Below are 20,754 nucleotides of genomic sequence, written 5' to 3'. Positions count from 1 at the left end.
ACTGGTATTCTATGCGTAGTTGGTTAGTATATAAATGTGTACAAAAAAGTGATCTTCCCCAATTGAATGGTTAGCAATAAAGTGAAAAAAAACGCCCAGAACCCTTAATATTACTGGAGTTTTGGACGTTTATATATTTCATAATTCATAACGTTTTTAAATCTAATGGCGTCCCAGGAGGGATTCGAACCCCCGACAACTCGCTTAGAAGGCGAGTGCTCTATCCGACTGAGCTACTGGGACGCGTAAGTAATACTATAGCATGTGTATTTCGATTTATGCAAGCCATTTTTTAGATATTTTTTAAAAAGGGCGATATTTTTTTCTTTTGCCTAAGCGTGGTATAATCTATCGCAAGATTACAGGCTGATTCCTGCGGAGCCCGGGGAGTTGCACGAAGGCGGTGTTAGCATTACGACTCCACAAGACCCTCAGGCAGAGGGCAAAGACAATATTTATCTGTTTCCTAAAATGCTAGACCAGTACCAAATTCAGCTTACTCGAATGCTGGAGGCGGAGCAATACCGGGAGGCGAAGGGACTTCTGCGCTTGCTGTTGAAGTGCCAAGGCCAAGAGAAGCAGCATTACGAGGAATGGGAAAGCTTGCTTAGCTGGCTGGAGATGGCTTTTCCCGAAGGGGAGGACGAACGCGTTTCCTTAGACGGTGACGAGGCGGAGGAAGAAGCCTCTATCCGGGAGCAGCTTTTGAAACCCCCGTCTCAGGACGAGGCTTATATCAACCAAGTCATGTACATTATGCAGCATCACCCGATGATCGATCAGCAGATGCTGGCTTTGGAGCGTGCCGCTTACATTGATTCGCCGGAAGTGACGAAGACGATATTAGAGTGGCTGCAAAAGGGGGACAATCATCCCATCGTCCAGTTTAAGGCGCTTCAATGCTTGCGCAAAAGAAGAGCGTCCGGCACCGTGTCGCTGCAACGGCTGGATGAGCGAGTTGAGCTGGACATTGAGGAGACGCCGCTTTCTATGGAAGATTTTCCAGAGCCGATCGGACGTATTTTGGAGCGAACGGAAGCCGTCGCAGAAATCGACGATCCGACGCTTCCTCATTTTGCCAGAGAGCTTTGGAAGGAAAGCCTGCAATATTTGTACGGCACTTCTGCTTACAGATGGATGCTTGGCGACAACGAGGAGACGGTGGATTGTTTCGCCGCCGCGTTGCATCTAACGCTAAACCTTACGGTGTATGGGTCTGCGAACGATGACGATATAAGGGATACATATGGCATTACCGACGGCTTGCGCTTCCGTTACGAGCAAGCCTGCAGAACGCTTCGCGGAGTGGCGATGCTTCTGCATACGGATGGGGATGAAGGTTAGCCTTGAAAAGCTAGCACATCTTGATTATAATAGAATGGTTTATGTAACGTGAAAACTTTTAATGCATGTGCATTTTGGAGAGGAAGGCATAAAATGAAAGCAACTTGGGAAAAAATAGACAAGAACCTCGTTTCTATCGAAGTTGAGGTTAATGCAGACAAAGTAACAACAGCACTGGATCAAGCCTTTAAGAAAGTATCGGCTAAAGTTAACGTTCCAGGATTCCGTAAAGGCAAAGTGCCTCGCGGCATTTTTGAATCCCGTTTCGGCGTGGAGAGCCTTTATCAAGACGCAATCGACATTCTTTTGCCTGAAGCGTATTCCGCAGCGGTAAATGAAAACGGCCTTCAGCCGGTTGACCGTCCTGAGATCGACGTTACCCAATTCGCAAAAGGACAAGATTTCAAATTCACTGCGAAAGTAACGGTTAAACCTGAAGTGACTTTGGGCGAGTACAAAGGCCTTGAAATCGAGGCTGTACAAGCTGAAGTAACAGAAGAGGAAATTGCAGCTGAGCTTGAGCGCCTGCAAGCGCGCCATGCTGAACTGACTGTTGTGGACGAGGGCCCTGCCCAGAACGGCGACATCGCCGTTATCGACTTCGACGGTTATGTAGACGGCAAGCAATTTGAAGGCGGCTTTAGCGAGCGCTACTCCCTAGAGCTTGGTTCCGCATCCTTTATCCCTGGCTTCGAGGAGCAAGTGGTAGGCATGGAGCTTGGCGATTTCAAAGACGTAGAAGTGACATTCCCGGAGAGCTACCACGCGGAGCATCTGGCTGGCCAACCTGCGGTATTCAAAGTGAAGCTGCATGAGCTTAAGCGCAAATCGCTTCCAACTCTAGACGACGAGTTCGCCAAAGACGTCAGCGAATTCGATACGCTTGAGGAGTACAAGCAGGATCTGTCCGCTAATTTGAAAGAGCGCAAAGAGAAGGAAGTTGAGCAAACGCGCGAGGTTGCTGTAGTCGACAAGGCAACTGCTGCTGCTGAAGTTGAAATTCCGGGCGCGATGATCGATACCGAAACCGACTACATGGTGAAGGACTTCGAAAGCCGTCTGCGCGCACAAGGCATGAACCTGGATCTGTACTACCAATTCTCCGGCCAAAACGAAGAAGTGCTTCGCGGTCAAATGCGTTCCGACGCTGAGAAGCGCGTTCGCAACAACCTTGTTTTGGAAGCCATCGCAAAAGCGGAAGGTTTCGAAGCAACGGACGAAGACCTGAGCGAAGAGCTAGAGAAATTGTCCAAGCAGTACAACCGTCCTGCAGAAGAATTGCGCAGCATTTTCGAGAAAAACGGAAATATCAGCAACCTTCAAGAGGATATTCTGCTTCGCAAAACAATCAAGTTCTTGCTTGACAACAGCAAAACAGCTTAAATCATGACCGGCAATAGCCGGAATAGATGAATAGATTGACTTCAAGATAAGGCGCGTGCACAAGACGTGCCTTATTTTGACCCTACATATCGGTTTTGTGTCTTACATATGATTTGTGTTTTCCTATCACGTATATGGCGTACATATCGCACGGCCTTCGCCGTATACTGTAGTAGTGGGAAAATGACATCAACTAGCGTACGTGATACAATAAGGTAGCTATATCCATTCCAAAATGAAAAGAGGTTGGTCGCATGAATCTGGTACCGATCGTAGTTGAACAGACGAATCGCGGTGAGAGATCGTATGATATTTACTCCCGCTTGCTCAAGGATCGCATTATTTTTCTCGGAAGCGCAATTGACGATGATGTCGCAAACTCCGTTATTGCGCAGCTGCTGTTTCTGGCGGCCGACGATCCTGAAAAGGACATTCATCTATACATAAATTCCCCTGGCGGTTCGGTAACGGCCGGGATGGGGATTTTTGATACGATGCAATATATTAAGCCGGACGTATCTACCATTTGCATGGGGATGGCGGCAAGCATGGGGTCGCTTCTGCTGACGGCGGGAGCCAAAGGCAAGCGTTTTGCGCTGCCGAACGCCGAAGTAATGATCCATCAGCCTCTCGGCGGCGTGCGCGGTCAAGCGACGGATATTAAAATCCACGCGGACTGGATTTTGAAGACGAAACAAAAGCTGAATCAAATTTATGTCGACCGTACTGGACAGCCGTACGATAAGATCGATCGGGATACCGACCGTGATTATTTCATGAGCGCAGAGGAAGCTCTGGCTTACGGCTTGATCGACAAAGTCATTACTTCGCCGGTAATCGGTTAACGATTTAATAGAAGGGGTGAGTACATGTTTAAATTCAACGACGAGAAAGGCCAATTGAAATGCTCGTTCTGCGGCAAGTCGCAGGATCAGGTGCGTAAGCTGGTAGCCGGTCCTGGCGTTTATATATGCGATGAGTGTATCGAACTGTGCACGGAGATCGTAGAGGAAGAGCTTGGGAACGAAGAGGAGCTCGATCTGAAGGATATTCCGAAGCCAAAAGATATTCGCACGATTTTGGATTCCTATGTCATCGGACAGGAGTCGGCGAAAAAATCGCTTTCCGTAGCGGTATACAACCACTACAAACGGATCAATTCCGGCAGCAAAATCGAGGACGTTGAGCTTCAAAAGTCCAACATTCTGTTGCTAGGACCGACAGGTTCCGGCAAAACGCTGCTTGCGCAAACGATGGCTAAAATTTTGAACGTGCCGTTTGCCATTGCGGACGCCACTTCCTTGACGGAAGCGGGCTATGTCGGCGAGGACGTTGAAAACATTTTGCTGAAGCTGATTCAAGCGGCGGATTACGACGTGGAAAAAGCGGAACGCGGCATCATTTATATCGACGAAATCGATAAAGTAGCCCGCAAATCGGAAAACCCGTCCATTACTCGCGACGTTTCCGGTGAAGGGGTGCAGCAAGCCCTTCTTAAAATTTTGGAAGGCACGGTTGCTTCCGTTCCTCCGCAAGGCGGACGTAAGCATCCTCATCAAGAGTTTATCCAAATCGACACAACGAACATTTTGTTCATTTGCGGCGGCGCATTCGACGGGCTTGAGCAGCTCATCAAACGCCGTATCGGCAAAAAGGTGATCGGCTTCAACTCTTCCGGAGAAATGCAAAAAGATTTGAAACCGGGCGAATATCTCGGCATGGTATTGCCGGAAGACTTGCTCAAATTCGGTCTCATTCCGGAGTTTGTTGGCCGTCTGCCTGTCATCTCCACTTTGGAGCCGCTTGACGAGCCGGCACTTGTTCGGATTTTGTCCGAGCCGAAAAACGCGCTTGTAAAGCAGTACCAAAAACTGCTGGAGATGGACAATGTGAAGCTGGACTTTGAGCCGGCGGCACTGGATGCCATCGCCAAAGAAGCTATCAAGCGCAATACGGGCGCTCGCGGCCTGCGCGCCATCATCGAGGGCATCATGCTCGACGTGATGTACGAAGTGCCGTCCCGCGACGACGTAAGCACATGCCTCATTACGGAAAAATCGGTGCAGGACAAAATCATGCCTGAACTTTCCGCCAAAAAAGGCAAAAAGAAAGAAGAAAGCGCCTAATCAATAGCAAGGCCATTATATCCACCCCATGCTTTTGTGCGTACGCGCCCTTAGCATGGGGTGGACTTTCGTGTTTTAATATAAGATAATGGAAACGGAAATGCTTGAATCTTTTTATGCGGAGATGCGTATAGATAATTGGGTTTAAGCTAAAGCGGTACGGTCTTATACGCTCGATGGGAGAGATCATATATGTATTTGCGTCAAGATACGGTAGCGGTTAAAGTCGGCGATTTGACGATCGGCGGCAGCAACGAGGTCATCATTCAAAGCATGTGCACAACCAAAACGGCGGATGTAGAGGCGACTGTTGCCGAAATTTTGCGTTTGGAAGAAGCGGGCTGCCAAGTGGTGCGGGTTACCGTCAACAACAAGGAAGCGGCAGACGCCATTAAAGAGATTAAGAAACGTATCCATATTCCGCTCGTGGCGGATATCCATTTTGATTATAGACTGGCGCTCGCAGCGATCGAAAACGGCGTCGACAAGGTTCGGATCAACCCGGGCAATATCGGCCGCAGAGAAAAGGTAGAAGCTGTTGTCAAAGCCTGCAAAGATAAAGGCATCCCGATTCGAATTGGTGTAAACGCGGGCTCTTTGGAAAACCATCTGCTTGAGAAATACGGCTACCCAACGCCGGAGGCGATGGTGGAGAGCGCGTTGTTCCATATCGGCATTTTGGAAGAGCTGGATTTCCATGATATTATCGTATCGCTGAAAGCATCCGATGTGCCAATGGCGCTTGCCGCTTATAGAATGGCTGCGGAGCAAATCAAATATCCGCTGCACCTTGGCATTACGGAAGCTGGAACGCTGCACTCCGGTACGATTAAAAGTTCGGCGGGCATCGGCGCTTTGCTTGCTATGGGAATCGGCAATACGGTTCGGATTAGCTTAAGCGCAGACCCTGTGGAAGAAGTTAAAGTGGCTAGAGAGCTGCTAAAAACGTTCGGATTAATTACAAATGCGGCGACTCTTGTTTCTTGCCCGACTTGCGGACGTCTCGACATTGACTTGTTCTCCATTGCAAACGAAGTGGAAGAATATATTTCAAAAATTAAAGTGCCGATTAAAGTTTCCGTACTTGGCTGTGCGGTGAACGGCCCCGGCGAAGCGCGCGAGGCGGATATCGGCATAGCGGGCGCCCGTGGCGAAGGCATGCTTTTCCGCTATGGAGAGATGATTCGCAAAGTGCCGGAAGCGGAGCTTCTATCCGAGCTGAAGAAAGAAATTGATATCATCGTAAAAGTGTTTGAGGAAACGGGTGAAATTCCCGGCCGCAAAAATCACGCACACGCATAATCGTCCGCCATGAAACGAGGAAGGCCTCCTAGCAAAAGGGGCCTTCTTTTATTTTGGGAAAGAAACCTTAAGGCGATTATTCCGATTGCTGTGAGGCAATACTGACTGAATACGGATAATATTAACGGATCAGTCGGGCAAAAGTTGCTGAAACAGGTTAGTCGTGAAGCTGCGCTTGAAAGGAGCGGATGAGTGATGAGTTTAAGTTTGGTATTAATGTTGGTTCAGGTGTTTTTTGCGGTCGTTATCGGCCTCTATTTCTGGAATTTGCTTCGCAATCAGAAGACGAACCGCTCGGCCGTCGACCGTGAGTCGAAGAAGGAGATGGATAAACTTCGCAAGTTGAGGAGCGTCTCTTTGACAAAGCCGCTGGCGGAGAAAACAAGGCCGCAGACGATGGGAGACATTATTGGACAGCGGGACGGTCTGCGGGCGCTCAAAGCGGCGTTATGCAGCGCCAATCCGCAGCATGTCATTATTTACGGACCTCCGGGAGTCGGGAAGACGGCTGCTGCGCGCGTTGTTTTGGAGGAAGCGAAAAAAAATCCGTCGTCGCCGTTTTTGCCTGAGGCTAAATTTACGGAAATCGACGCGACAACGGCTAGATTTGATGAAAGAGGCATCGCCGATCCGCTAATCGGCTCCGTTCATGACCCCATTTATCAAGGCGCGGGAGCGATGGGCGTTGCCGGCATACCGCAGCCTAAGCCCGGAGCGGTTACGAAAGCGCATGGCGGCATTTTGTTTATCGACGAAATCGGCGAATTGCATCCGGTTCAGATGAATAAGCTTTTAAAAGTGCTGGAAGACCGGAAGGTTTATTTGGAGAGCGCGTATTACAATTCTGAGGATGCCAACATTCCTGTGTACATCCATGACATATTCCAAAACGGCCTCCCTGCGGATTTCCGTCTCGTCGGAGCGACGACCAGATCGCCGCAAGAGATTCCTCCAGCTATACGCTCTCGCTGCATGGAGGTTTTTTTCCGTCCGCTGCTGGCTGACGAAATTGCTTCGGTCGCTGAAAACGCGGTCAAAAAAATCGGATTCGGCCCATGTCCGGAAGCGATCGATGTCGTCAAAAAATATGCCACCAACGGGCGCGAGGCCGTTAATGTCATTCAATTGGCTGCCGGAGTCGCTCTTTCTGAAAAAAGAGAAGGAATAGCGGCTTCGGATATCGAATGGGTCGTCAACAGCAGCCAAATTCCGCCTCGGCCTGATCGGAAAGTGCCGCATGCGCCGCAGGTCGGCTTTGTAAACGGTCTTGCCGTATACGGTCCCAATATGGGAACGCTGCTTGAAATCGAAGTAAGTGCGATTAGCGCGGTGAAAGGGAAAGGCCAATTTACGATAACAGGCGTTGTCGACGAAGAAGAGCTGGGCGGTGGCTCCCGGACGCTTCGCAGAAAAAGCATGGCTAAAGGCTCCGTTGAAAATGTATTGACCGTACTGCGCCGGCTGGGCCTTCGCCCGCAAGACTACGACCTGCATATCAACTTCCCTGGAGGTACCCCGATAGACGGACCATCGGCGGGCATTACGATGGCTACAGCCATTGCTTCCGCGATTACGGGCATCCCAGTGAACAACAAGCTGGCGATGACTGGCGAGGTTGGCATTCACGGCAATGTGAAGCCGGTGGGCGGCGTTCTCGCCAAGGTCGAAGCGGCTTTCCAGGCAGGCGCGGAGCAGGTCATTATTCCGAAGGAAAACTGGCAGGCTATTTTTGCAGATTTGGAAGGGCTGAAGGTCATTCCGGTTGATCGTGTGGAAGAAGTGTTCAAACATGTATTCCCGGAATCGGAACTATCCGCAGTGCGTACAGAAATTCCCGTCGCCTCCGAATTATTTCTCGCGCCCGGCATTCCCTATTTGCAGGCGGATTCCGCTGAATGATAAAATAAGGTAGATGTTAATTGATATGGAGGTGCTGGCATGGGATCTGGCAAATCGAAAGGCCGTCGTTTGCCCTTGCTTCCGCTAAGAGGGCTGCTCGTTTATCCCAGCATGGTGCTCCACCTAGATGTGGGAAGGGACAAATCGGTGCGCGCGCTCGACCGCGCGATGGTCGAAGATCATATGATATTGCTTTGCTCGCAATCCGAGGTCAATATTGAAGATCCGACCGAAGGAGATATTTATAAGGTTGGAACGATTGCTAAGGTAAGGCAAATGCTTAAGCTCCCCAACGGGACGATTAGAGTGCTTGTAGAAGGCGTCGTTAGAGCGGAAGTGCAGTCTTACGTCGAAAACGATCAATTTTACGAGGTGCTGGCGAAAGAGCTGCCGGAGGAAGAAACCGACGATCCGGCAGTGGATGCGCTTATGCGTTCCGTTTTGAATCAATTCGAGCACTATATTTCGCTTTCCAAAAAAGTAACGCCCGAAACCTATGCGGCCGTATCGGATATTGACGATCCCGGCCGCTTGGCGGACGTTATTACAAGCCATCTGTCGCTCAAGATTAAGGATAAGCAGGAAATACTTGAGACGATCGATGTAGCCGCAAGGCTGGAGAAGCTTCTGGATTTGCTGAACAACGAGCGGGAAGTGCTGGAGCTAGAGCGCCAAATCAACCAGCGCGTGAAAAAGCAAATGGAGAAAACGCAAAAGGAATATTATCTCCGCGAGCAAATGAAGGCGATTCAAAAGGAGCTTGGCGAGAAGGAAGGCCGCGCAGGCGAAGCGGAAGAGCTGAGAAGCCAGCTCGAAGAAGCCGGCGTTCCGGAATCGGTTAAAGAGAAGGTCAATAAAGAAATTGACCGTTTGGAAAAAATGCCTCCGTCTTCAGCCGAAGGTGGCGTCATCCGCAATTATATCGATTGGTTACTCGCTTTGCCTTGGAATAAGATTACGGAAGACGATCTCAGCTTGTCCAAAGCGGAAGACATTTTAAATGATGATCATTATGGGCTGGAGAAGCCGAAGGAACGGGTGCTGGAATATTTGGCCGTCCAACAGCTGGTGAAAAAGCTGAAAGGGCCGATTTTATGCCTCGTAGGTCCTCCGGGTGTCGGGAAGACGTCGCTTGCCCGTTCTGTAGCCAAGTCGCTGGGAAGAAAGTTTGTCCGCATCTCGTTAGGCGGAGTTAGGGACGAGGCGGAAATCCGCGGCCACCGCAGAACTTATGTGGGAGCGATGCCGGGAAGAATTATGCAAGGGATGAAATCGGCCAGCAGCCTTAATCCGGTCTTTTTGCTGGATGAAATCGACAAAATGGCGACGGACTTCCGAGGCGACCCGGCTTCAGCGCTGCTGGAAGTGCTCGATCCTGAGCAGAACAATACGTTCAGCGACCATTACATCGAGGTGCCGTTCGATCTGTCAAACGTGATGTTTGTGACGACAGCGAACGCTTTGCACAACATTCCAAGACCGCTGCTTGACCGGATGGAAGTGCTCTACATACCAGGCTACACGGAACTGGAAAAGTTGCAGATTGCCGTGCGGTATTTGCTGCCTAAGCAGAGGAGAGAGCATGGGCTTTCCGAGGAGCAGCTGGAGGTGACGGAAGAGGCGTTGCAATTGCTCGTACGCGAATACACGCGCGAATCGGGCGTTCGGAATTTGGAACAGCAAATTGCAGCCGTTTGCCGCAAAGCCGCCAAACATTTTGTATCGCAGCGCAGCGTCGTTTCGCCTGAAGGCGTAGAGGAATTGGAGGGGGAGGCAGTAACGACTGCTGAAGAATCTGAGACTGCCAAAATGACCGAAACTGCCAAAGCAGCTGAGTCTACCAAAACTACCGAGACAGCCAAAACTTCTGAGCCTGCTGAAGCCACAGATACAGTCCATCACTCCCAAGCTTCCGAAAGCAAGCTTGTGGTCGATACGGATCTGATTAAGGAATGGATCGGACCTTCCAAGTTTAGATATGGTTTGGCCGAAAGTGAAAATCAGATTGGCGCAGTTACGGGTCTTGCGTGGACGGAAGTTGGCGGAGACACACTCGTGATTGAGGTGACTGTCATGCCGGGAAGCGGGAAATTGACGCTTACAGGCAAGCTGGGGGATGTCATGAAGGAGTCCGCGCAGGCTGCGTTCAGCTTCACACGCTCCAAAGCGGAGCAGCTTGGCATAGATCCGGCCTTCCACGAAAAAAACGATATTCATATTCATATTCCAGAAGGAGCCATTCCAAAGGACGGCCCGTCGGCTGGCATCACGATTGCTACGGCGCTTATTTCGGCGCTGACGAACCGTTACGTCAACAAGGAAGTGGCCATGACCGGGGAAATTACACTGCGCGGCCGAGTGCTGCCGATTGGCGGCTTGAAGGAAAAGTCGCTTGCGGCTCACCGCGCCGGCATCAAAAAAGTGCTGCTGCCTAAGGACAATGAAAGAGACCTTAGAGACATCCCGAGCAGCGTCCGCGACGAACTGGAGTTTGTGCCGGTGGGCCACATGGACGAAGTGCTGGGGCACGCACTGCTTCCGTCACAGACATAAGAGAGGAAAGGTACAATTATTTCATGAAAATTATGGATGCACAATTCATCATTAGTGCGGTTAAGCCGCATCAATATCCAGAAGACGCCTTGCCGGAGATTGCTCTGGCAGGGCGTTCCAACGTGGGTAAATCATCGCTTATCAACAAATTGATCATGCGCAAAAATTTGGCCAGAACGAGCTCCCAGCCGGGCAAAACCCAGCAGCTTAACTATTATCGAGTCAACGATATGGTTTATTTGGTCGATTTCCCTGGTTACGGCTACGCAAAAGTGTCGAAAACGCAAAGGGAGCAGTTCGGGCAAATGATCGAAACGTATTTGCAAGAACGGGAGCCGCTAAAGCTTCAATTGCTTATTATTGACATTCGCCATGAGCCGTCCAAGGATGACGTGCTTATGTATCATTGGCTTAAACATTTCAACATTCCAACCTGTGTTGTGGCAACAAAAGCGGATAAAATTCCGAGATCCAAGTGGGACAAGCATGTTAAGGCAATCAAGACGACGCTGGAAATCGACCCGAGAGATAAGATTGTTATGTTTTCTTCTGAGACCGGGCTTGGCCGCGAGCAGCTTTGGGACGTTATTTCGGAAGCGATCGCCACATAAGGCAGAAAGTGCTTGAAGTTATTAGATAAAGCAGAGAATACAGCAATATAGTTAGGGTTCCTCGTGAAATCCTCCGATTTTTATGGAAATATGCTCAAATATCGCGTCTGGACGGCAGGAATAAATCGATCCGATCACGTATAATAAAGACTAAGCAATGCTGAAAAGGCTGCCGCCTTATTTCAAACGGCGGGGTCTCAAAGAATTGGAGAGATTTTTATGGCTAAGCGGCTAGCCACAGAGTATGTCAATGCCAAACTGCAGCTGAAACATGAAGAAATGGCCCGTTTTATCGCACTGATGGAAGACCAGCAATTGCGTTTGCAGGTGCTAGTGCTAGATAACGGCAACCAAGAGCTTGTTCTTCATGACGTGGCAGGGAGGGAAGAAGTCCGACTGAGCTTCGAGCGTCAACAAGACTTTTATGTATGCGAGCTTACTTGCCGTCTTGTAGAACCAAGGCTGACCAACGCGCTGCGAAAAGCGGTATCCGCTTTTAAAGGAAATGCGACTGTCAACCGAATTTACAGCCATTATACGATGATCTATCATTATAGGAACGGCGCCGTCCACAAAATCGTGGAAAGCTCGGGTGCGAGTGAACGGGTTGTGTTCGAGCACAAGGATACGCTGGGGCAGCTCGAGAGAGTATTCCACAGCCGCCTGATCGAGCGGGAAATCGGATTGATTAACGGTGCGGTCAACGAATTGCTCGATTTGCGCAATCAAACACGCGATAAAGCGGAAATTGCTGCGATCGACGAGCGTTTGACGGAGCTGACTCGCAAGCTGTTTGTTTTGGAAGCTTAAGTGAGGGACAATTGAACCAAAGAAAAAGAGGGGCTGTACGGACAGCCGCTCTTTTTTTATTTCGACAGTTTCGGGCGGGGCGATTTCCGCATACATTGAAACTTATACGAGCTTACTTTTCCCAATTGCCGCCTAAACAAAAAAAACTATTGCAATTCTCACCGATAGATGTTATTTTTATTTTCGTTGAAAAGAATGATAACTGAATAATTAGGAACCAGGATTCACTCAGGACATAGTTATGTTGCGAGAGATTAATCCCTCGGGAAGTGAATGACGTAGGTCCTAGCGGATGAAATTTTTTTAAACATTTTATTCCTAGGAAGGGGGAACCGGAAGATGGAATACTCAACTTTCGGAAGACACGTTGCTGTTGATGCTTGGGGTGTAGATTTTGATTTGCTGAACAGCGCTGAATTTTTGCAATCTCACATGGTGGAGGCTGCGGAAGCATGCGGCGCAACTGTGTTGTCGGTGCAATCCAAACAATTTGATCCTCAAGGAGCAACAGTGCTCGTGCTGCTGTCGGAGAGTCACCTCTCGATCCATACGTATCCTGAGAGAGGCTTTGCCGCGCTGGACTGCTATACCTGCGGTGAAACTGTAGATCCTCAGCTCGCGATCGATTACATGCTTTCCGTGCTTAAGCCGAAGACGACACATGCGAAGAAGCTTGTACGTGGCATGGGTGAGCTGCAAGTGGAAGAACCAACAATGAAACAAATCGAGCTTGTTTAACGCTCATTATTAGAACGATATGGAAATAACCATGGACTAAGCTCCATGGTTATTTCTTTATGGCAAATGGGAATACTGAGGATGAATTTTTCAAATATTATTCAAAAATGAACTCTTTATGAATGTCGAACTATGCTATAATATTCGATGACATCTAAGGTTCGGACGAGCTAAAGAAGGAGGCAGGTGATCGCGCATGCACATAATTGCAGTAGGACTCAACTATCGAACGGCCCCAGTGGAAGTAAGAGAAAAGTTTGCAATTGCAGAAAAGGAACTTCCGGCTGCACTGAAGGGTCTTTTGGGGACGCAGAGCATTATGGAATGTGTGATTGTCGCAACCTGCAACCGGACGGAGTTATATGCCGTTGTAGACAGACATCAATTGTGCGGACATTATATCCGCAGTTTTATGGAGAAATGGTTTAACTTGCCGCGAGGGCAGTTTACGAATCATTTATATATGCACGAGGATGAAAAAGCGATTCAACATTTATTCAAAGTGACGAGCGGACTTGATTCGATGGTCATTGGCGAAACGCAAATTTTGGGACAAGTGAAAAATGCGTTTCTGCTGGCTCAAAGCCAAAAGGCGACAGGCACTTTGTTCAATATGTTGTTTAAACAGGCCGTAACGCTTGCAAAGCGCGCACATTCGCAGACGATGATCGGCGAAGCCGCTGTTTCCGTCAGCTACGCGGCGGTTGAGCTGGGCAAGCAAATTTTTGGCCAATTCAACAAAAAGAAAGTGATGATATTGGGAGCGGGAGAAACCGGCGAATTGACGGCGAAGCACCTGTACTCAAATGGGGCGGACAGCGTCATCGTGGCCAATCGAACCTTTGAGAGAGCGGTACAGCTCGCGGACAAGTTCGGCGGGGTGCCGTGGTCGATGGAGGAAGCGGCGAGCAGACTGCATGAAATTGACATCTTGATCAGCTCTACGGGAGCAGAAGGATACATCCTGACAAGAGAGCAGGTACAGACGGCGATGCAAAAACGCAAATCCAAACCTCTTTTTATGATTGATATTGCCGTGCCTAGAGATTTGGACCCTTCTATCGCCGCTGTGGAAAATGTATTCCTTTACGATATAGACGACTTGGAAGGAATCGTGCAGAGCAATCTGCAGCAAAGACATCAGGAAGCAGCCAAAATAGAAGCTATGATTGCGGAGGAAATGGAGCAGTTCGAGCAATGGTACCGGACGCTTGGCGTTGTGCCGTTGATTCGGGCGCTGCAGACGAAGTCGGCGGACATACACGAGGAGACGATGAATTCTCTCGCGAACAAGCTGCCGGGCCTCGGAGAGCATGAGCTGAAAGTCATTCGCAAGCTGACAAAAAGCATTGTCAACCAAATGATGCAGGACCCTATATTGCGCATTAAGGAAATGGCCGGCGAAAGAAAAGCGGATGAGGCTATGGATATGTTCGTCAAGCTGTTTGCTCTGGAGGAGCAGCTTGTGGCTACGCGCAATGCCGAGCTGGCTGCTCAGGAAGCTCCTCAGGCAAGCGCCAGTGCGGTACATACCCATGTGCCTGCTCCCGCATTCGCCCGCCCTTAAGCGACCCGGCTCCGGTAGCAAGGAATTTGCTGCTAAATACGAACAGGGCTGTAAAGTGGAGGAGCTATGATAACAGCTAACTGGATGTACGATGCGATACTTTATATTTACGCCCTGAGCCTACTGTTTTATTTTTCCGATTTTATGAATGCGAATCGGAGAGCGAAGCGGATAGGTACAGGGCTACTTATTTTTGTATGGATATTGCAGACCGGTTTTTTGGTCACGCGCGTGTTGTCTCACCCGGACTGGACGGGTTTTACGACATTTGAATATTGGCTTGCCTTTTCGTGGCTTTTAGTTACGGTTTCGCTGGTCATTAGCCGGTTTTATTTTATCGATTATATTGTGTTTTTTGTAAATGTGGTCAGTTTCGCAGTACTAGCGCTTAATTTGTACAGCGGTTCCGCGCAAGGGGAATCGTATGAGCTATGGCAGACGACCCGGGAATTATTATACGTACATATCAGTTTGATTTTATGCGCTTACGCAGCGCTAACGGTCGGGGCTTTGCTCGCCGGCATGTATTTGTTTCTGCATCATCGCTTGAAAAGTAAAAAATGGTCCAAACACGTTCGCCGCTATCCGAGCCTTGATACGATAGAGCGATTTGCTGATCGAGCCGTCATTATCGGAGTTCCCTTGCTGGCGCTGTCGCTGGCGATTGCGGTCATTTCTCTGCTGGTGGAGGGAAGGGCTATGCTGCTCCTCGACTGGAAGGTGCTGACCTCGTTTGCATCGCTTATTGCGTACGTTGCTTACGTTTACCAGCGGGCGGTGAATCAAAGGCCGGGACAGCAGCTGGCGAAGCTGTATATCCTTGCTTTTGGCATGCTTATAGTAAACCTTCTGACAAGCTCGTTTTCTTCATTTCATTAGCGAGGCAAAGTTTACGCCTAAGGAAAGAAGGAGATCATGATCGATACACCGGCTCCAAACGGATATTATCCCGTTGCTTTGCGGGTTGCGGGCAGACGTTGCGTCATTGTGGGCGGAGGTGCCGTTGCCGAGCGGAAGCTAAGAGGGCTGATTGAAGCAGGCGCGGATACCATTGTCCTAATTAGTCCTGATGTGACGGAAAATATCCGCGACATGGCGCTCAGAGGTCAACTGAAATGGATCAATCGAAACTATGAGGCGGGGGATCTCGTTGGGGCTTGGCTTGTCATCGCATCGTCCAGCGATGGGACCGTCAATAAATCGATCGCGGCCGAGGCGGAGGAGCTGGGCATATTGTCCAATATTGCCGACGATGCTCAAAGCGGAAGTTATATTACGCCAGCCGTCGTCCGTCGGGGCGATTTGCTCATTTCGGTAACGGCATCCGGCGCGAGTCCTTCTTTGGCGAAGGTGTTGAAAAAGGAATTGGAGGCGCAATACGGCGACCGATACGAGCGAGCCGTGCAAAAGCTTCGGGAGCTTAGAGAGTTGGCGCTCCAACAGGTCGAAAACGAAAAAAAAGAAGCTATTCTCCGTCATGCGGCGGAAGAGGTTTTGGATGATCATATAGCAGGTTTAAGTGCCCGGCAGTGGCTCGATCGCTTGCTGGCGGCAACTAGGGGAGGTAGCTAAAAATGATAGACAATGGAACAGATAGAAGGGTCATTGTGGTCGGTACTCGCCAAAGCGCTCTTGCGCTAACGCAAACAGGGCAAGTAATCGATGAGCTGAAGCGTATTTGCGAGGAGCAGGGGCTGCCGTACACGTTTGAAATACGCAAAATCGTAACGAAGGGCGATCGGATTTTGGATGTTACGTTGTCCAAAGTCGGCGGCAAAGGTTTGTTTGTCAAAGAAATCGAGCAGGCGCTGCTGGACGGGGAGATCGATCTGGCTGTACATAGCATGAAAGACATGCCTTACGAATTGCCGGAAGGGCTTATGAACGGGGCTACGCCAAAACGGGTCAATCCGCTGGATTGCCTGGTGACAAAGGACGGCAGCGCACTTAGCAGCCTGCCGCTTGGTGCGCGCGTCGGCACAAGCAGCTTGCGCCGTTCCTGCCAATTAAAAAATGCGCGGCCGGATCTTGTACTGGAGTCGATACGCGGCAATATCGATTCCAGGATTCGCAAGCTGGAGACGGAAGGGTTCGATGCCGTTGTGCTTGCAGCGGCAGGTCTCACCCGGATGGGCTGGGAAGACCGCATTTCGGCGCTTATCCCGGAGGATGTATGTTTGCCGGCTGTCGGGCAAGGAGCGCTTGGCATTGAATGCCGGGAAAACGATGAGCGGGTTCGGGAGCTGCTGTCGTTTCTGAACGATTTCGAAACGGAATTTACCGTAAGGGCAGAGCGCAGCTTCCTAGGGACACTGCACGGCGGCTGCCAAGTTCCTATAGGAGCGTATGCGACGGTCATCTCGCGGGATGGAGAGGCGACTCTGCTAGAGTTGACAGGTATGGTCGGCTCGCCGGATGGAGCGACGCTGCTTAAAGAAATGAAACGGGGAACGGACCCCGAGCAATTGGGGAGAGAAGTGGCCGAGGCGCTTATCGCAAGCGGGGCGGATCGCATTTTGGCGGAAATCGGGGGCTAAACAATGAACAAGGGGAAGGTTTATTTGGTTGGCGCGGGTCCCGGCGACCCGAAGTTGATTACGGTTCGCGGACTGGAATGTCTGAAGGAATGCGACGTGGTCGTTTACGACCGATTGGCCAGTCCGCGGCTTCTGCGTCATGCAAAGCCTGGAACGGAGATGGTCTACGTCGGCAAGCTGCCGGATCGCCATACGATGAAGCAGGAGGATATTAATCAGCTGCTCGTCGATCTGGCACTTCAGGGCAAAACGGTAACCCGTCTGAAAGGCGGAGACCCTACCATTTTTGGCCGGGTGGGCGAGGAAGCGGAACTTCTTTACGATCATGGCATTACGTTCGAGATTGTACCGGGTATTACTTCCGCAATTGCGGTGCCTGCTTATGCCGGAATTCCGGTTACCCACCGCGATCTGGCCTCCTCCTTGTCGATTGTGACCGGGCACGAAAGTCCGGACAAGCTCGACCGGTCCATCCACTGGGACAAGGTGACCAATGCGACGGGAACGCTGCTGTTTTTGATGGGTGTAGCCAAAATTGGATATATCGCCGATCAGCTCATTCGCCACGGAAAGCCGCCGGAAACTCCGGTTGCGATTGTCCGCTGGGGGACGAGAGTGGAGCAGGAGACGATTGTAGGGACGCTTGAGACGATAGAAGCGATTGTTACGGAAGCGAATTTTAAGCCCCCAGCCGTCATTATAGTTGGCGATGTCGTTTTGCAGCGCGACAAGCTGCGCTGGTACGAAAGCAAGCCGCTATTCGGCATGAGGGTGCTCGTGACGAGAGCGAGAGCGCAAGCGAGCGAACTCGCGGACGCCATCGAATCGCTTGGCGGAGAACCATGCGAGTTTCCCGTTATCGAGACGAGAGAACCTGCCGGAGAGGCTGAGCTTACGCATTTGAAAGCAAGTCTGGAAGATGCGGAAAGCTACGGCTGGCTTATGTTTACAAGCGTCAACGGAGTGGACTATTTTTTCCGGTTTTTACGCCGGTTTGGCATAGATATGAGAAGATTCCATGCGGCGCGCATCGTTGCCGTAGGTCCCAAAACGGCCGAAGCTCTGATCTCAAGAGGGCTTACCGTAGAAGAGCTGCCGGTTAAATTTCACGCGGAATCGCTTCTGGAGTCTCTGGAAGGGCAGCTCGCCAATGGAGATAAAGCCCTGTTGCCGCGTGGGGATTTGGCGCGCGACGTTCTTCCGCGCGAACTTGCCAAGAGAGGCGTGGAAGCGGTGGAAATCGACGTCTATGATACCGTCATGGCGGAAGAGCAGGACGAGCTCGCTTTGGAATGGCTTCAGAGCGGCGGCATTCATATGATTACTTTTACAAGCTCTTCGACCGTTACCAACTTTTTGGATATTTTGAAACGGAAAGGCATCGAGAATGCTGCTGAGCTGCTGAAGACTATCCCTATTGCAAGCATTGGCCCGATTACGACTGGAACGATTGAACAAGCGGGGCTGCGGGCGACGGTGGAAGCGGAAGCCTCCACACTAGACAGTCTCATTGAAGCGATAGCAGCGTACAACCAAGAGAGGAGAAAGAACAAATGAGTTTTCCAGTAGTCAGACACCGCCGGCTGCGCAGATCGGCCGGCCTTAGAAGAATGGTAAAAGAAACGGAACTTAGCGTAAATGATATGATCTACCCTATTTTTGTAACGCATGGCAGCGGGGTGCGGGAAGAAATTCCTTCCATGCCGGGTGTGTTTCATTTGTCTCTCGACCTGTTGGAGGCGGAAATAAAAGAAATCGTATCGCTTGGTCTAAAGTCCGTTCTGTTGTTTGGCGTACCGGATCATAAAGACGCTCACGGCTCCTCGGCCTACGATCCGAATGGAATTGTGCAAGAGGCCATTCGTGCGGTCAAAGGCTGGGCGCCTGAGCTTGTTGTAGTGGCGGATACGTGCTTGTGCCAGTTTACGGACCATGGCCACTGCGGCATCGTCCATTTGGAGGAAGCAACCGGCACCGCGGTAGTGGACAACGACCGTTCGCTCGAATTGCTTGTCAAAACGGCGATATCGCAAGCGGAGGCAGGAGCCGACGTCATTGCTCCTTCCAATATGATGGACGGATTCGTGCTAGCGATTAGAGCCGGTCTTGACGAAGCAGGATTTAGCGACATCGCAATCATGTCGTATTCCGTAAAATATGCGTCCGCTTTCTACGGTCCGTTCCGCGACGCTGCCCATTCCGCTCCGCAATTCGGCGACCGCAAGACTTACCAGATGGACCCGGCCAATACGCGCGAAGCGCTTCGCGAAGCAGAGTCGGATGTGCAAGAAGGCGCGGATATGCTGATGGTGAAGCCGGCACTGGCCTATTTGGACATTGTGAAGATGCTTAAGGATCAGTTCGACCTTCCTGTCGTCGCCTACAATGTGAGCGCTGAATATTCGATGGTCAAAGCAGCTGCGGCAAACGGCTGGGTGAACGAGCGTTCCATCGTGATGGAAACGTTGACCAGTATGAAACGGGCAGGCGCAGATATTATTATTACGTATCACGCCAAAGACGCGGCCCGATACTTGAGAGGAGAATAACGACATGGCTGAGCAAAGGGGCAGGCAAAAAGAAACCCGTTCCGCGGAAGCTTTCGAACGGGCGAAGAAGGTCATTCCCGGCGGAGTGAACTCACCGGTTCGAGCATTCAAATCGGTAGGTTTGACGCCTGTTTATATGGAGCGCGGGGAAGGAAGCCGCGTTTACGACATCGACGGCAACTCTTATATCGATTATGTAGCATCTTGGGGTCCGCTTATTATGGGCCACGCTCACCCTGAAGTGGTGGAGGCGATTAAACGGACAGCCGAGAAGGGGACAAGCTTCGGCGCTCCTACCGAGATAGAAACGCTTATGGCAGAGCTCGTCTGCGAGCGCGTACCGTCTGTGGATATCGTTCGTATGGTCAATTCCGGTACGGAAGCGACGATGAGTGCCCTGCGTCTGGCGAGAGGGTATACAAAACGAAGCAAAATTTTGAAATTTGAAGGCTCGTACCATGGACATGCGGACAGCCTGCTCATTAAAGCGGGCTCCGGCGTTGCTACTTTGGGACTTCCGGATTCTCCGGGCGTTCCAGAGCATGTCGCTTCGCATACCATTACGGTGCCTTACAACGATATAGAATCGGTGAAGCTCGCTTTTGAAAAATTTGGCGAAGAAATCGCATGCGTCATCGTAGAACCGGTAGCGGGCAATATGGGCGTAGTGCCTCCTTTGCCGGGCTTTTTGGAAGGGCTGCGCGACGTTACGACGCAATATGGCAGCTTGCTCATTTTTGACGAGGTCATGACGGGCTTCCGCGTCGGCTATCACTGCGCGCAAGGGTTGTTCGGCGTAACGCCGGACCTTACTTGCTTCGGCAAGGTGATCGGCGGGGGCTTGCCGGTAGGCGCATATGGCGGAAAACGCGAACTAATGGACATGATCGCTCCAAGCGGTCCGATCTACCAAGCGGGTACGCTGTCGGGCAATCCGCTCGCTATGGCGGCGGGTTATACGACGCTTAAGCTTTTGACACAGGAAACGTACGAGCTGCTGGAGCAAAAAGCGGTTAAGCTTCAGCTCGGCTTTGAAGCCAACGCTGCAAAACACGGTGTTGCTACGACGATTAACCGCGTAGGTTCTATGGTTTGTCCGTTTTTTACAGACAAAGTGGTCATTAACTACGACGTTGCCAAACATTCGGATCTTGGCAAATTCAAATCCTATTTCGGTCATATGCTGGATCTTGGCGTAAGCATCGCTCCTTCTCAATTCGAGGGCATGTTTGTATCGGCCGTGCATACCGATGCCGACCTGGACGCGACGATTGCCGCGCATGACGCGGCGCTGGCGCGCTTGTAAAGAGAGGTAGTATTGGAGGAGCTGAAGCG

The 20,754-nt window shown here is 50.7% G+C and carries 17 protein-coding genes and 1 tRNA gene; 17 read left to right on the top strand and 1 reads right to left on the bottom strand.

Features of this window, described 5'->3' with window-relative positions:
- Positions 1 to 166: 166 nt before the first annotated feature.
- Positions 167 to 243 (bottom strand) — tRNA-Arg (locus tag ACFQZE_RS09900).
- Positions 244 to 390: 147 nt separating this feature from the next.
- Between ACFQZE_RS09900 and ACFQZE_RS09895 the strand changes: the two genes are divergently transcribed.
- The 17 genes from ACFQZE_RS09895 (at position 391) to hemL (ending at position 20,725) form a co-directional block, all read left to right on the top strand.
- Positions 391 to 1,344, top strand: a complete 954-nt coding sequence (locus ACFQZE_RS09895; RefSeq protein ID WP_379356294.1) for a hypothetical protein — start codon at positions 391 to 393, stop codon at positions 1,342 to 1,344.
- 93 nt (positions 1,345 to 1,437) lie between these two features.
- The gene (tig, locus tag ACFQZE_RS09890; RefSeq protein ID WP_379356292.1) at positions 1,438 to 2,727 is read left to right on the top strand and encodes a trigger factor; all 1,290 of its coding nucleotides are present in this window, start codon (positions 1,438 to 1,440) and stop codon (positions 2,725 to 2,727) included.
- Between the two features lie 254 nt (positions 2,728 to 2,981).
- Positions 2,982 to 3,572 (top strand): ATP-dependent Clp endopeptidase proteolytic subunit ClpP, encoded by a 591-nt coding sequence (clpP, locus tag ACFQZE_RS09885; RefSeq protein ID WP_379356290.1) that lies wholly within the window; start codon positions 2,982 to 2,984, stop codon positions 3,570 to 3,572.
- A 24-nt stretch (positions 3,573 to 3,596) separates the two neighbouring features.
- Complete coding sequence (gene clpX, locus ACFQZE_RS09880; protein ID WP_379356288.1) at positions 3,597 to 4,853, top strand: ATP-dependent protease ATP-binding subunit ClpX; 1,257 nt, start codon at positions 3,597 to 3,599, stop codon at positions 4,851 to 4,853.
- 192 nt (positions 4,854 to 5,045) lie between these two features.
- A complete protein-coding gene (gene ispG, locus ACFQZE_RS09875; RefSeq protein WP_379356286.1) occupies positions 5,046 to 6,155 on the top strand; it encodes a flavodoxin-dependent (E)-4-hydroxy-3-methylbut-2-enyl-diphosphate synthase in 1,110 nt (369 codons plus the stop codon).
- 195 nt (positions 6,156 to 6,350) lie between these two features.
- Positions 6,351 to 8,054: an ATP-dependent protease LonB gene (gene lonB / locus ACFQZE_RS09870; RefSeq protein WP_379356284.1), complete on the top strand. Its 1,704-nt coding sequence runs from the start codon at positions 6,351 to 6,353 to the stop codon at positions 8,052 to 8,054.
- A 39-nt stretch (positions 8,055 to 8,093) separates the two neighbouring features.
- A complete protein-coding gene (gene lon / locus ACFQZE_RS09865; protein ID WP_379356282.1) occupies positions 8,094 to 10,607 on the top strand; it encodes an endopeptidase La in 2,514 nt (837 codons plus the stop codon).
- Positions 10,608 to 10,630: 23 nt separating this feature from the next.
- Positions 10,631 to 11,218: a ribosome biogenesis GTP-binding protein YihA/YsxC gene (gene yihA, locus ACFQZE_RS09860; protein ID WP_379356280.1), complete on the top strand. Its 588-nt coding sequence runs from the start codon at positions 10,631 to 10,633 to the stop codon at positions 11,216 to 11,218.
- A 219-nt stretch (positions 11,219 to 11,437) separates the two neighbouring features.
- Positions 11,438 to 12,028, top strand: coding sequence for a non-ribosomal peptide synthetase module (locus tag ACFQZE_RS09855; protein WP_379356278.1), 591 nt, complete (start codon positions 11,438 to 11,440; stop codon positions 12,026 to 12,028).
- A 339-nt stretch (positions 12,029 to 12,367) separates the two neighbouring features.
- Complete coding sequence (speD, locus tag ACFQZE_RS09850; RefSeq protein ID WP_379356276.1) at positions 12,368 to 12,766, top strand: adenosylmethionine decarboxylase; 399 nt, start codon at positions 12,368 to 12,370, stop codon at positions 12,764 to 12,766.
- Between the two features lie 196 nt (positions 12,767 to 12,962).
- Positions 12,963 to 14,333: a glutamyl-tRNA reductase gene (hemA, locus tag ACFQZE_RS09845; protein WP_379356274.1), complete on the top strand. Its 1,371-nt coding sequence runs from the start codon at positions 12,963 to 12,965 to the stop codon at positions 14,331 to 14,333.
- 66 nt (positions 14,334 to 14,399) lie between these two features.
- Positions 14,400 to 15,212, top strand: coding sequence for a cytochrome c biogenesis protein CcsA (gene ccsA / locus ACFQZE_RS09840; RefSeq protein ID WP_379356272.1), 813 nt, complete (start codon positions 14,400 to 14,402; stop codon positions 15,210 to 15,212).
- Between the two features lie 36 nt (positions 15,213 to 15,248).
- Positions 15,249 to 15,905, top strand: a complete 657-nt coding sequence (locus ACFQZE_RS09835) for a precorrin-2 dehydrogenase/sirohydrochlorin ferrochelatase family protein (RefSeq protein ID WP_379356270.1) — start codon at positions 15,249 to 15,251, stop codon at positions 15,903 to 15,905.
- 2 nt (positions 15,906 to 15,907) lie between these two features.
- Complete coding sequence (hemC, locus tag ACFQZE_RS09830) at positions 15,908 to 16,870, top strand: hydroxymethylbilane synthase (RefSeq protein WP_379356268.1); 963 nt, start codon at positions 15,908 to 15,910, stop codon at positions 16,868 to 16,870.
- 3 nt (positions 16,871 to 16,873) lie between these two features.
- Positions 16,874 to 18,427 (top strand): uroporphyrinogen-III C-methyltransferase, encoded by a 1,554-nt coding sequence (gene cobA, locus ACFQZE_RS09825; RefSeq protein ID WP_379356266.1) that lies wholly within the window; start codon positions 16,874 to 16,876, stop codon positions 18,425 to 18,427.
- On the top strand, positions 18,424 to 19,419 hold the full coding sequence (gene hemB, locus ACFQZE_RS09820) for a porphobilinogen synthase (RefSeq protein ID WP_379356264.1): 996 nt from the start codon (positions 18,424 to 18,426) through the stop codon (positions 19,417 to 19,419). The genes cobA and hemB overlap by 4 nt, the downstream gene beginning before the upstream one ends.
- A gap of 4 nt (positions 19,420 to 19,423) precedes the next feature.
- The gene (gene hemL / locus ACFQZE_RS09815; protein WP_379356262.1) at positions 19,424 to 20,725 is read left to right on the top strand and encodes a glutamate-1-semialdehyde 2,1-aminomutase; all 1,302 of its coding nucleotides are present in this window, start codon (positions 19,424 to 19,426) and stop codon (positions 20,723 to 20,725) included.
- Positions 20,726 to 20,754: the final 29 nt, after the last annotated feature.

The sequence above is a fragment of the Paenibacillus sp. GCM10027627 genome, assembly GCF_042675505.1.
In the GTDB taxonomy this organism is placed as follows: domain Bacteria; phylum Bacillota; class Bacilli; order Paenibacillales; family Paenibacillaceae; genus Pristimantibacillus.
The sequence above is the reverse complement of the archived record's forward strand: the minus strand, read 5'-3'. Positions and strand labels throughout refer to the sequence as shown.

What these genes read in the sequence shown, in the direction of transcription:
- hemL (WP_379356262.1), top strand. Translation starts at nt 19,424, where the DNA reads ATGGCTGAGCAAAGGGGCAGGCAAAAAGAAACCCGTTCCGCGGAAGCT.
- ACFQZE_RS09835 (WP_379356270.1), top strand. Translation starts at nt 15,249, where the DNA reads ATGATCGATACACCGGCTCCAAACGGATATTATCCCGTTGCTTTGCGG.
- hemC (WP_379356268.1), top strand. Translation starts at nt 15,908, where the DNA reads ATGATAGACAATGGAACAGATAGAAGGGTCATTGTGGTCGGTACTCGC.
- clpP (WP_379356290.1), top strand. Translation starts at nt 2,982, where the DNA reads ATGAATCTGGTACCGATCGTAGTTGAACAGACGAATCGCGGTGAGAGA.
- hemB (WP_379356264.1), top strand. Translation starts at nt 18,424, where the DNA reads ATGAGTTTTCCAGTAGTCAGACACCGCCGGCTGCGCAGATCGGCCGGC.
- lonB (WP_379356284.1), top strand. Translation starts at nt 6,351, where the DNA reads ATGAGTTTAAGTTTGGTATTAATGTTGGTTCAGGTGTTTTTTGCGGTC.
- tig (WP_379356292.1), top strand. Translation starts at nt 1,438, where the DNA reads ATGAAAGCAACTTGGGAAAAAATAGACAAGAACCTCGTTTCTATCGAA.
- ACFQZE_RS09855 (WP_379356278.1), top strand. Translation starts at nt 11,438, where the DNA reads ATGGCTAAGCGGCTAGCCACAGAGTATGTCAATGCCAAACTGCAGCTG.
- cobA (WP_379356266.1), top strand. Translation starts at nt 16,874, where the DNA reads ATGAACAAGGGGAAGGTTTATTTGGTTGGCGCGGGTCCCGGCGACCCG.
- hemA (WP_379356274.1), top strand. Translation starts at nt 12,963, where the DNA reads ATGCACATAATTGCAGTAGGACTCAACTATCGAACGGCCCCAGTGGAA.
- lon (WP_379356282.1), top strand. Translation starts at nt 8,094, where the DNA reads ATGGGATCTGGCAAATCGAAAGGCCGTCGTTTGCCCTTGCTTCCGCTA.
- speD (WP_379356276.1), top strand. Translation starts at nt 12,368, where the DNA reads ATGGAATACTCAACTTTCGGAAGACACGTTGCTGTTGATGCTTGGGGT.
- clpX (WP_379356288.1), top strand. Translation starts at nt 3,597, where the DNA reads ATGTTTAAATTCAACGACGAGAAAGGCCAATTGAAATGCTCGTTCTGC.
- yihA (WP_379356280.1), top strand. Translation starts at nt 10,631, where the DNA reads ATGAAAATTATGGATGCACAATTCATCATTAGTGCGGTTAAGCCGCAT.
- ispG (WP_379356286.1), top strand. Translation starts at nt 5,046, where the DNA reads ATGTATTTGCGTCAAGATACGGTAGCGGTTAAAGTCGGCGATTTGACG.
- ccsA (WP_379356272.1), top strand. Translation starts at nt 14,400, where the DNA reads ATGATAACAGCTAACTGGATGTACGATGCGATACTTTATATTTACGCC.